The sequence below is a fragment of the Streptomyces virginiae genome (assembly GCF_041432505.1).
In the GTDB taxonomy this organism is placed as follows: Bacteria; Actinomycetota; Actinomycetes; order Streptomycetales; family Streptomycetaceae; genus Streptomyces; species Streptomyces virginiae_A.
Genome location: NZ_CP107871.1, coordinates 6,591,288 through 6,603,286, shown reverse-complemented (window position 1 = coordinate 6,603,286; position 11,999 = coordinate 6,591,288). Strand labels below are relative to the sequence as shown.

The 11,999-nt window shown below is 69.6% G+C and carries 8 protein-coding genes; 3 read left to right on the top strand and 5 right to left on the bottom strand.

Annotation, left to right across the window (positions count from 1 at the left end):
* Window positions 1-25: 25 nt before the first annotated feature.
* The 5 genes from dxs to OG624_RS30615 form a co-directional block, all read right to left on the bottom strand.
* On the bottom strand, window positions 26-1,942 hold the full coding sequence (gene dxs / locus OG624_RS30635; RefSeq protein WP_033217683.1) for a 1-deoxy-D-xylulose-5-phosphate synthase: 1,917 nt from the start codon (window positions 1,940-1,942) through the stop codon (window positions 26-28).
* 263 nt (window positions 1,943-2,205) lie between these two features.
* Entirely contained in the window at window positions 2,206-3,495 is a 1,290-nt protein-coding gene (locus tag OG624_RS30630; protein ID WP_033217909.1) for a sugar ABC transporter permease, read from the bottom strand.
* A gap of 26 nt (window positions 3,496-3,521) precedes the next feature.
* On the bottom strand, window positions 3,522-4,310 hold the full coding sequence (locus tag OG624_RS30625) for an ATP-binding cassette domain-containing protein (RefSeq protein ID WP_030760712.1): 789 nt from the start codon (window positions 4,308-4,310) through the stop codon (window positions 3,522-3,524).
* A gap of 164 nt (window positions 4,311-4,474) precedes the next feature.
* Entirely contained in the window at window positions 4,475-5,587 is a 1,113-nt protein-coding gene (locus OG624_RS30620) for a sugar ABC transporter substrate-binding protein (protein WP_033217682.1), read from the bottom strand.
* A gap of 117 nt (window positions 5,588-5,704) precedes the next feature.
* Window positions 5,705-6,919, bottom strand: coding sequence for an ROK family transcriptional regulator (locus OG624_RS30615; protein WP_033217679.1), 1,215 nt, complete (start codon window positions 6,917-6,919; stop codon window positions 5,705-5,707).
* Between the two features lie 627 nt (window positions 6,920-7,546).
* Here OG624_RS30615 and mgtA point away from each other — a divergent pair.
* The 3 genes from mgtA (at window position 7,547) to OG624_RS30600 (ending at window position 11,983) form a co-directional block, all read left to right on the top strand.
* Entirely contained in the window at window positions 7,547-10,267 is a 2,721-nt protein-coding gene (gene mgtA, locus OG624_RS30610) for a magnesium-translocating P-type ATPase (protein WP_106971330.1), read from the top strand.
* A gap of 16 nt (window positions 10,268-10,283) precedes the next feature.
* Complete coding sequence (locus tag OG624_RS30605) at window positions 10,284-10,997, top strand: MgtC/SapB family protein (protein ID WP_033217678.1); 714 nt, start codon at window positions 10,284-10,286, stop codon at window positions 10,995-10,997.
* Window positions 10,998-11,107: 110 nt separating this feature from the next.
* Entirely contained in the window at window positions 11,108-11,983 is an 876-nt protein-coding gene (locus OG624_RS30600; RefSeq protein ID WP_158711780.1) for a hypothetical protein, read from the top strand.
* The last annotated feature ends 16 nt before the right edge of the window (window positions 11,984-11,999 follow it).

The window sequence follows — 11,999 nt, the reverse complement described above, 5'->3', positions numbered from 1 at the left end:
AACGGCGCGCGTGGCGAGTTCCGGACTAGTCGACGGCGGCGGCCGGCTCGCTGTCGTAGCGGCCGTCCAGCTTGGCGACCAGGCCCGTGACCTGCCGGGCGATGTCCGGCGCGGTCAGGCCGATCTCGGCCATGATCTCCTTGCGGAGGGCGTGGTCGAGGAAGCGCTGCGGGATACCGAAGTCACGCAGCGGTACGTCGACACCCGCGTCCCGCAGGGCCTGCGAGACGGCGGCGCCCACACCACCGGTACGGCCGTTGTCCTCGACGGTGACGACCACCCGGTGCCGGTCCGCGAGCGGGGCCAGGGCCTCGTCCACGGGCTTGACCCAGCGGGGGTCGACCACGGTCGTGGAGATGCCCTGCTTGTCCAGCAGGTCGGCGATCTCCAGGCACATCGGGGCGAGCGCACCGACCGAGACGAGCAGTACGTCCGGACGGGTGACCTCGGCGCCCGGGGCGCGCAGGACGTCCATGCCGCCGATCCTGCCGACGGCCGGGACGGCCGGGCCGACGACGCCCTTGGAGTAGCGCACGACGGTCGGGGCGTCCTTGACCTCGACGGCCTCGCGGAGCTGGGCGCGCAGCTGCTCGGCGTCGCGGGGCGCGGCGAGCCGCAGGCCGGGGACGACCTGCAGGATGGACATGTCCCACATGCCGTTGTGGGAGGCGCCGTCGTCGCCGGTGACACCGGCGCGGTCCAGGACGAAGGTGACCCCGCACTTGTGCAGGGCCACGTCCATCAGGACCTGGTCGAAGGCGCGGTTGAGGAAGGTCGCGTACACCGCGAAGACCGGGTGGACCCCGCCGGTGGCCAGGCCCGCCGCCGAGGTGGCGCCGTGCTGCTCGGCGATGCCCACGTCGTAGATCCGGTTCGGGAAGGCCTCGGCGAACTTGTTGAGGCCGACCGGGTGGAGCATCGCGGCGGTGATGCCGACGATGTCCTCGCGCTCGTGACCGAGCTTGACCATCTCGTCGGCGAAGACGGAGGTCCAGCTGGCGGCGGCGGTCTTCACCGGCAGGCCGGTGTCCGGGTGGATCACGCCGACCGCGTGGAAGCGGTCCGCCTCGTGCTCCAGGGCCGGGGTGTAGCCGCGGCCCTTCTGGGTGAGGCAGTGCACGATGACCGGGCCGCTGAAGCGCTTGGCGCGCTGCAGGGCGGACTCCAGGGCCTCGATGTCGTGGCCGTCGATGGGCCCGATGTACTTGAGCCCGAGGTCCTCGAACATGCCCTGCGGGGCGATGAAGTCCTTGAGGCCCTTCTTGGCGCCGTGCAGGGTCTCGAAGAGCGGCTTCCCGACGACCGGGGTGCGCTCCAGGATCTCCTTGCCGCGGGCCAGGAAGCGCTCGTAGCCGTCCGTGGTGCGCAGGGTCGCCAGGTGGTTGGCGAGGCCACCGATGGTGGGGCCGTAGGAGCGCTCGTTGTCGTTGACCACGATGACCAGCGGGCGGTCCTTGGCGGCGGCGATGTTGTTCAGCGCCTCCCAGGCCATGCCACCGGTCAGCGCGCCGTCACCGATGACGGCGGCGACGTGGTGGTCCTCGCGGCCCAGCACCTCGTTGGCCTTGGCCAGGCCGTCGGCCCAGCCGAGCACGGTGGAGGCGTGCGAGTTCTCGATCACGTCGTGGTCGGACTCGGCGCGCGAGGGGTAGCCGGACAGACCGTTCTTGGTGCGCAGGCCGGCGAAGTCCTGGCGGCCCGTGAGCAGCTTGTGGACGTAGGCCTGGTGGCCGGTGTCGAAGAGGACCTTGTCCTTGGGCGAGTCGAAGACCCGGTGCAGGGCGATCGTCAGTTCGACCACCCCGAGGTTGGGGCCGAGGTGCCCGCCGGTCTTGGAGACGGCGTCGACGAGGAAGGACCTGATCTCGGCCGCGAGCTGGTCGAGCTCCTCCTGGCTGAGCCGGTCCAGATCGCGCGGTCCCTTGATGCGGGTCAGCAGCACCCGTGCCTCCTTGCAGTTGCTTGCTGGTCTGTCGAGTCTAATGTTCCGCCCCCGGCCACGGTCATCGGGCCGTCCCGAGGGAGTCACACCTTTGTCATACATGTACGTACGGCCTGACGGCCACACATCACATACGGGCGTATACCCGTACATGAGTACGCCGTTCGTGCACGCACGGATGCCCGGCGCCACGAGAAGTGGCGCCGGGCACTGTGACCGGTCTTACCGCCGGACGTCACTCCGGCGGGGAGTCGGACGCGCTATCAGGCGCGTCCGGCCGTCTTCTGGGTCTTGCGCGTCACCGAGTCGATCACCACGGTCGCCAGCAGCACCGCACCGGTGATCATGTACTGGATCGGCGTGGCGATGCCTTCCAGGGCCAGACCGTACTGGATCGAGACGATGACCATGACGCCGAGGAGGGCGTTCCAGGTCCGGCCCCGGCCACCGAAGAGGCTGGTGCCGCCGATGACGGCCGCCGCGATCACGTTCATCAGCAGGTCGCCGGCGCCGGCGCTCTGGTTGGCCGCCGCGATCTTGGAGGCCCAGAACAGGCCGCCGACGGCGGCGAAGGTGCTGGAGATCGCGAAGACCGTGATCCGGATGCGGGTGACGTTGATGCCCGCACGGCGGGAGGCCTCGACGCTGCCACCCAGTGCGAAAACGTTTCGCCCGAAGGTCGTGCGGCGCAGCAGGAAGTCCGTGACGACCAGGGCCAGCAGGAAGAGCACCACCGCGAGCGGCAGGCCCTTGTACTGGTTGAACAGCACGGCGGGGCCGAAGGTGCACAGCGCGAGCAGGCCGGTGCGCAGCAGCACCTCGGCGAGCGGCCGCGAGGGCATCCCGGCCGCCTCGCGACGCCTCGCGTCCAGGAAGGACGCGAGGAAGTAGCCGGCCACCGCGAGCGCGGCCAGCCCGTAGGCGACGGCCACGTCCGAGAAGAAGTACGTGGTCAGCTGTCCGACCACGCCGTCGGAGTCGATGTTGATCGTGCCGTTGCTGCCGAGGATCTGCAGCATCGCGCCGAGCCAGAAGAGCAGGCCCGACAGGGTGACGGCGAAGGCCGGGGCGCCGATCTTGGCGAAGAAGAAGCCGTGGATGGAGCCGATCAGGGCGCCTCCCACGATGGCCGCCAGGATGGCCAGCCATTCGTTCACGCCGTGGGTGACGGCGAGGACGGCGACGATCGCGCCCGAGACACCGCTGACCGAGCCGACCGAGAGGTCGATCTCACCGAGCAGCAGCACGAAGATGATGCCGATGGCGATCATGCCGGTGCCGGTCATCGTGATCGCGATGTTGGTCAGGTTCTCCGGGGAGAGGAAGTTCGAGTTCAACCCCTGGAAGATCGACCAGATGACGATCAGGCCGATGACGACCGGGAGGGAACCCAGGTCGCCCGCCTTCAGCTTCCGCTTGAACTCGCCCACGTACCCGGCGAGGCCCTCCTCCCGGACGAGCAGGCGGGGGTCCACGGCCGGGATCGCGTCGTGCGCGGCCGCGGGGTTGACCGGGTCGATGTGCTCCTGCTGATCGACGGGGCCCTTGTCCAGTGGACCGGTGGCAGGGTTCTGGGTGCTCACTTGCCGGCCTCCGAGGTGCGGGCCGCCCGGCGGGTCACGGCGTTGTCCGTGGCACCGGTGATGGCGGAGATGATCTCTTCCTGCGAGGTGTCGGCGACGTTGAAGACACCGTTGTTGCGGCCCAGCCGCAGGACCGCCACCTTGTCGGCGACGGCCTTCACATCGGCCATGTTGTGGCTGATGAGGATGACGGCGTGGCCGCGCTCGCGCAGCCGCTCCACCAGGTCGAGGACCTGTGCGGTCTGCTCGACACCGAGGGCGGCGGTGGGCTCGTCGAGGATGACGAGCTTGGGCTCGCCCAGCATGGAGCGGGCGATCGCCACGGTCTGGCGCTGACCGCCGGAGAGCGAGGCGATCGGGATCCGGACACTGGGGATCCGGATGGACAGGGTGGTCAGGAGCTCGCGGGCGCGCCGCTCCATCTCCACCTCGTCGAGGATGCCGAAGCTCTTGAGCTCCCGGCCGAGGAAGAGGTTGCCGACGACGTCGATGTTGTCGCACAGCGCCAGGTCCTGGTAGACCGTCGCGATGCCCAGGTTCTGGGCGTCGTGCGGCTTGCCGATGGCGACCGGGCGCCCCTCCCACTCGATGACACCTTCATCGATGGGGTGCACGCCGGCGATCGTCTTGACCAGCGTGGACTTTCCGGCACCGTTGTCGCCGACGAGGGCGACCACTTCACCGGAGTGGATCTCGAGTTCTACGTCGGTGAGGGCCTGAACGGCGCCGAACCGCTTCGAGACCCCTCGCAACGCCAGCACGGGCGCAGCGGACACATGAACCATCTCCTTCGCCGCCTGACCGGCGGGGATGTCGTGCAAAAAGAGCAGGAGCGGGGACGAATGGGGGAGGAACGTTTCTGCCCGGCGCCCCGCCCGGTGGCGGGGATGGAGGGGAGGGGCGCCGGTCAGGCACGTGGGGTCGCCTCACGGGGAGGCGACGGGGGCCGCTACTTCAGGCCGGCGGCGGCGCAGGCGGCCGCGTACTTGTCGGTGCAGATCTCGTCGACCGAGTAGACGCCGTCCTTGACGACGGTGTCCTTGATGTTGGCCTTGGTCAGCGAGACGACCGGGATCAGCACGGACGGGACGCCCTTGGTGGTGGGGCTGTCGACCGTGGAGGTGGTGCCTTCGGCCTTGCCGCCCTTGGCGAGGGCGACGGCCATCTTCGCGGCGGCCTCGGCCTCGGGGGCGTACGGCTTGTAGACGCTCATGAACTGCTCACCCGCGACGATGCGCTGCACACCGGCGAGCTCGGCGTCCTGGCCGGTGACCGGCGGCAGGGGGGAGACACCGGCGGCCTTGAGGGCGGTGATGATGCCGCCGGCCATGCCGTCGTTGGCGGAGTAGACGCCGATGACCTTGTCCTTGCCGAGCGCGGAGAGCGCGGCCGCCATGTTGGTGTTGGCGTTCTCCGGCTTCCACTCGACCGTGTCGTACTCCTTGCCGACGTTCACCTTGCCGTCGAGCTCGGAGTGGGCACCGGACTTGAAGAGCTTGGCGTTCGGGTCGGTGACCGAACCGTTCATCATGACGATCTGGCCGTCCTTGGCCTTGTCGCCCAGCGCCTCCAGGAGCGCCTTGCCCTGGACCTTGCCGACCTCTTCGTTGTCGAAGGAGGTGTACGCGTCGATCGGGCCCTCGGCCAGGCGGTCGTAGGAGACGACCGGGATACCGGCCTCCTTGGCCTTCTTGACCGAGCCGGCGATGGCCTTGGAGTCCACCGCGTCGATGATCAGGACGTCCACCTTGTTGGTGATCATCGTGTCGACCTGGGAGTTCTGCGTGGTCGCGTCCTGCTTGGCGTTGGCGTAGACGACCTCGCCCTTGCCACCGGTGAGCTCGGCGACCTTCTTCTCGATCAGCGGCTTGTCGAACTTCTCGTAGCGCGCGGTCTGGTTCTCCGGCAGGAGCAGACCGACCTTGATCGCATCGCCCTTGGCAGCGCCGGAGGACTCCTTCGTCGTGTCGCCGGCCTCCTTGGCACTGCCACAAGCAGCGAGCGAAACGGCCATGGCACCAGCGGCGACAGCTACGGCGGCTCTGCGCATACGCGTGTTCATTACTTGAACCTCCCTGACGAGGCCGCAGCGGCGCGGCCGAGGTGGATGTGAGTCAACCCCGGCCGCGTTTTGCCGTCAAGGAGTGAATTCTTAACGAGATGACAACGGTGCCATTCGTTATCTACCTGAAGACAAGACGGCTGGAGCTCGCACTCCACTTCCATGATCTGACAAAAGTGTCGAATCGCCCATCTCGCTGAGGACCAGAGCCAGTGCGCCCAGCACCTCGGCCCGCCCGCCCAGGTTGCCCGTCAGCACCGACAACTGCCTGGCCGCGCTGGGGATCGCGTACCTCCCCACCGATTCACGGATGGGGGCGAGGACGAGTTCACCGGCCTCCGCCAACGAGCCGCCCAGCACCACGCGGCTGGGGTTCAGGAGGTTGCACAGACTGGCCACGCCGCTGCCGATGTGCCGGCCCACGTCCGTGATCACCCGGCGGCAGCCCGGGTCCCCCTCGCGGGCCAGTTCGACCACGCGCTCCATCGTCAACTCCGGGCCGTGCGTGCCCTGGAGCAGCGGGAGTACGTACCGGGCCGCCGTGAAGGTCTCCAGGCAGCCCCGGTTGCCGCAGCGGCAGACCGGGCCCGATTCGTCCAGGGTGATGTGCCCGATCTCGCCCGCCGTGCCACCGGGTCCGCGGTAGATCTGGCCGTTGATCACCAGGCCCGCGCCGACGCCGCTGGCCACCTTGATGTAGGCCAGATCCTTCACTCCCCGCCCACTCCCCCAAACGAGTTCACCGAGGGCGCCGAGGTTCGCGTCGTTGTCCACGTACACGGGCACCCCGAGGCGCTGCGAGAGCTCCTGGCGGGGATTGATGCCCGCCCAGCCCGGCAGGATCGCGGTCGAGCCCAGGGTCCCGGACTCCACGTCGATCGGGCCGGGCACGCCGAGCCCGACGCCGATGACCTTCTCCAGCCCCACGCCGATGTCCGCGATCAGCCGTCCGACCAGGGCTTCCGCCCGGTCGAAGCCGTCCGCCCAGGACGCGTCGACGTCCAGTGGCTCGGACTCCTCCGCCAGCACCTGGTGGGCCAGGTTCCCCACCGCCACCCGCAGGTGGGTGTGGCCGAAGTCGACCCCGATGACGATGCCCGCGTCACCGCTGAGCGAGACGCTGCGCGCCCGGCGGCCGCCGGCCGAGGTGTCGGTGACCTCGACGGTCCCGCCGTCCTTCAGCTCCCGGACGATGTTGGAGACCGTGGCCGCCGACAGTCCGGTGGCGCGGGCGATCTCCGCCTGGGTCAGCGATCCCGCGAGCCGCACCGCCCGCACGACCCGTTCGAGATTCGCGCGATGCAGTGACGACTGCGATCCGGGAGTCTGCACGACTCATCCACTCCTGCCCATTAGCGACGGCCAGCCGTCGCCCCCCGGCCGGGGCACGTCACGGCTTCATGCTCCGAGACCCCGGCATCTCTCCAACTTGTGAACCTTAAGTCGAGCCTTTACCCCTCCACACGTCAAGAGGCTGACACGGCATGAAAGGGCCGGTACCGGACCAAAGGGGGAGAGAAGCGGCCGTTGGATCGTGCTACGGTCGCTGGGACGCCGGTCCTCTGCGGCCCTTTCGGCCGGACCTGGCGTCGTGCAATGACCGCGCTACGCAAGGAGGTGTTCGGGATGAGTCCCGATCGAAGTCCTCGCAGCGCTCTCGTTGCTCTCGTCGGCTGACCTTGTGACCGGCTGACCTCTCTCCGGGTACGCACGGCAGCGGTGGACCGCCTGCCCTGTGCGCGTTCCGTTCGCATCGCGTCGCGTTCCTTCGCGTTCCTTCGCGTTCACTCCTTCCACACTCCCTTCCTTCCGCATGCCCTGCCAACTCCGCCGGGCGTGCGTCATCCATGCCCACCGGCGTGCCGCGGGCCCCTCGGGCCGCCGTGCGCCGACCCATGATCACTCCACGTGACCGCGCGGCTTCGTGCTGCCCGGACATCGTGGAGGGAGGTATTCGTCATGACCATGCTCACCCCCCGTACCCCGACCACCCTCGCACCGCCGGGCCGCTCCCGCCGCGAGCGCAAGGCCGCCGAGCTCCAGGCCCGTACCCGTCTCGTCGGCGAGCGCCTCGCCGGGATCAGCGCCCGCTCGGGCGTCGAGGTCCTTCAGGAGGTGGACACCTCCCCGGCCGGCCTCACCCACGCCGAGGCCGCGCTGCGCCTGGAGCGGCACGGCTCCAACACCGTCGCCCACGAGCGCGCCCCCCGCTGGTACCTCCAGTTGGCCAAGGCCTACGGGAACCCCTTCATCGCCGTACTGGTCCTCCTCGCGGCGGTCATGTACTGGCAGGACCCCGGTGACCCGGGCGTCGTCATCCTCTCCGTGATGGTGGGGATCAGCGGACTGCTGCGCTTCTGGCAGGAGTTCCGCTCGGGCCGCGCCGCCGACGCGCTGAAGAAGCTCGTCACCACCACGTGCGCGGTGCAGCGCCGGGCCGGCAGCGGCTCCGCGCCCACCACGTTCGAGGTGCCCATGGACCAAGTGGTCCCGGGCGACGTCGTCAAGCTGGCGGCCGGCGACCTGATCCCGGCCGACCTGCGGATCGTCACCGCCAAGGACCTCAATGTCGGCCAGGCCGCGCTGTCCGGCGAGTCCCTGCCGGTGGCCAAGGCCGACACCCGCACTCCGGACCTCGGCGGGCAGGGGACCACGGACCCGGTGGAGGCCGACAACCTGGCCCTGATGGGCACCTCGGTCACCTCCGGCACCGCCACCGGGGTGGTCGTCGCCACCGGCGCCGACACCTACTTCGGTTCGATGGCCGGCTCGCTCGTCGGCGAGCGCCCGCAGACCAACTTCGACACCGGCGTGCGCAAGGTCAGCTTCCTGCTGATCCGCTTCATGCTGGTGATGGTCCCGGTCGTCTTCATGATCAACGGCTTCACCAAGGGCGACTGGGACGAGGCCCTCCTCTTCGGCATCGCCGTCGCCGTCGGACTGACCCCCGAGATGCTGCCGATGGTCGTCTCCGCCAACCTGGCGCGCGGCGCGGTCGCCATGTCGCGGCGGAAGGTGGTCGTCAAGCGACTGAACGCGATCCAGAACCTGGGCGCGATGGACGTGCTCTGCACGGACAAGACCGGCACCCTCACCGAGGACCGGATCGCCTTGGACCGCTACCTGGACGTGCACGGCGACGAGGACGGCGAGGTGCTGGAGTACGGCTACCTCAACGCGCGCTTCCAGACCGGCCTGAAGAACCTGATGGACCAAGCGGTCATCGACCGCGTCGGCGAGGCCGAGGAGGTTGTCGTCGACGCACGGTTCTCGATGGTCGACGAGATCCCCTTCGACTTCGCCCGGCGCCGGATGTCCGTGGTCCTCTGCCGCAACTCCCTGGTCGGCGACTTCGGACGGCGCGAGCACATCATGATCACCAAGGGTGCCGTCGAAGAGGTCCTGGACCTCTGCACGCACATGACGGACCGCGGGGAGACGGTCGAGCTGACCGAGCAGCTGCGGTGGCACGTCACCCGGATCGCCGAGGACAACAACCGGCAGGGCCTGCGCGTCCTGGCCGTCGCCACCCGCACGATCGACAGCCCGCGCGAGACCTACACGGTCGCCGACGAGGACGGGCTGACGCTGGTCGGCTTCCTCGCCTTCCTCGACCCGCCGAAGGCCGACGCCGCCCGAGCCCTCCAGGGCCTGGCCGACAAGGGCATCGCGGTGAAGGTGGTCACCGGCGACAACGACCTCGTCGCCGCCCGGGTCTGCACCGATGTCGGCATCGACGTCGGCCAGGTGGTGCTCGGCCCCGAGACCGACGACCTGGACGACACCGAACTGCGCGCGCTGGCCGCCCGTACGACGGTCTTCGCCAAGGTCAACCCGGTCCAGAAGGCCCGGATCGTCCGGGCCCTGCAGGCCGACGGCCACACCGTCGGGTTCCTCGGCGACGGCATCAACGACGCGGCCGCGCTGCGCGACGCCGACGTCGGCATCTCCGTGGACACCGCCGTGGACGTCGCCAAGGAGTCGGCCGACATCATCCTGCTGGAGAAGGACCTCACCGTCCTGGAGCAGGGCGTCCTCCAGGGCCGCACCACCTTCGGCAACACGATCAAGTACATCAAGATGACGGCGTCGTCGAACTTCGGCAACGTCTTCTCGGTCCTGGTCGCGAGCGCCTTCATCCCCTTCCAGCCGATGCTCGCGATCATGCTGCTGGTCCAGAACCTGGTCTACGACATCGCCCAGCTGGCCACCCCGTGGGACCGGATGGACGAGGAGTACCTGCGCAGGCCCCGCAACTGGGACGCCAAGGGCATCGGCCGCTTCATGGTCACCATCGGCCCGATCAGCTCGATCTTCGACATCGCGATGTTCCTGATCATGTGGCACGTGTTCGCGGCGAACAGCGAGGCGAGCCAGTCCCTCTTCCAATCCGGCTGGTTCGTCGAGGGCCTGCTCTCGCAGACCCTGATCGTCCACATGATCCGCACCCGGAAGATCCCCTTCATCCAGTCGCGCGCCTCCTGGCCGGTGATGGTCATGACCGTCCTCGCTGTGCTGACCGGGCTCTGGCTGCCCTTCTCGCCACTGGCGTCCTCGCTGGGCTTCGTGGCCCTGCCGGCGAGCTACTTCCCGTGGCTGATCGGCGTGCTGCTCGCGTACTGCACGCTCACCCAGCTCGTGAAGACCTGGTACATCCGCCGCTACGGCAGCTGGCTGTAGGAGAAGGGAGAGTCCGATGCTGCTCACCGAATGGCAGATGGCCGCGCACCTGGCCGCCGCGCTCGGACTCGGAGCGGTCATCGGCCTGGAACGGCAGTGGCGGGCCCGCCTCGCAGGGCTGCGTACGAATGCCCTGGTCGCAGGCGGGGCCGCGCTGTTCGTGCTGCTCTCGCAGTACGGGTTCCTCAGCGCGGTCTCCGAGGTGAACTACGACGGCTCCCGGGTCGCCGCCCAGATCGTCTCCGGGATCGGCTTCCTCGGCGCCGGCGTGATCATGCGGGACGGTCTGAGCGTGCGCGGGCTGAACACGGCGGCCACCCTGTGGTGTTCGGCGGCCGTGGGCTGCCTGGCGGGCGTCGGCCTGTTCGTGCTGGCCGTGTGCGGCACGGCGGGCGTGGTGGGAGCGAACCTCCTGCTGCGCCCGCTGGGCCGCCGGCTGGACCGTGAGCCGCACGGCGGGGGCGAGGTGACCACCGACTACCACTTCGAGGCGGTGTGCCTGGAGGCGGAGGAGGCTCACATCCGCCACCGCCTGGTGGACGCGCTGGGCCGGCCGGGCCACCAGCTGCGCTCGATCCGCAGCCAGGACGGCCCGACGCCCGGTCGGGTGACGGTGTCCGCGCTGCTGACCGCCGAGGGCGAGGCGGGCCGGACGCTGGAGGAGGCGGTCAGCAATCTCTCGCTCGACCCCTCGGTGTCGGCGGTCAGTTGGTCCGTCGTGCCGGGGTGAGTGTGGCGCGAAGAATGAATTGAACGCGTTCAGCCCGGCTGGCACTATGGCTCCAGGACGTCGCCGGCCGGGCGGACCGTGGGTCCGCCGTGCCACGAGGGGGATTGATCGTGCATCAGAAACGGTCGTACGCAGTCGTGCTGCTGGTCTCGACGCTGGTGGGACTCCTGGAGGTCGCGCTCACGGTCGTGGTGGTCGTGCTGTACGTACAGACGCAGCCGCCGCCGGACAGGGGCCCGGACCGGGTCGAGATCGGGGCGGACCTGGTCGGCACCGTGCCCCTCATCGGCTTCATCTCGTTCCTGCTGTCGCTGGTCTTCGTCCTCCCGGCGGTCGCGCTGGCCGACCTCCTCGGCCGATGGCTCGGCAGACACGCGGCCTGGTGGTCGGCGCCGCTGATCGTGGCGGCCCTGCTGACGCCGCCCGTCTTCGGCTACGCGGCGTACAACGACACGCAGACGCGGGCCACGCTGCTCTTCTGGGTCTCGGCCACGGCCTCGCTCTCGCTGGGCGCGCTGATCGCCCTGCCCCGGGGCGATCGGCTGCTGGGGCGGGTGGCGCTGTGGGGCACGGCGGTGGTGGCGGGGACGGGCCTGTTCGGCGGGCTCGGGCTCGCCGTCGGCCTGCTGCCGGCGTACGAGCCGCCGAGGATCGGGCCCGAGGCCATGACCGGCACCTGGGTCGACCACACGGGCAACACCCTGGTCTTCACCGCGGACGGCCGGGTCACCGCCTCCGGCGTCGGGGGGCGCAGCTCCCACGACTACCCCGACAACCCGTCGCCGAGCTGCTCGGGCTCCGGGACCTGGGTCTACGAGGGCGGCCGGGACGTCTGGGCGCAGAAGGTCCGCGTGGACATCCCCGGGTGCGGTTGGCCCGCGTGGGGCGTCGACGGCACCGCCCGGGAGCCCCGGATCCACCAGCACATCGGCGATCCGGGTTCCGGGGAGAAGTACAAGCTGCGGAAGGCGTCCGGCGGCTCCTGACGCCGGGCGTCGGCCG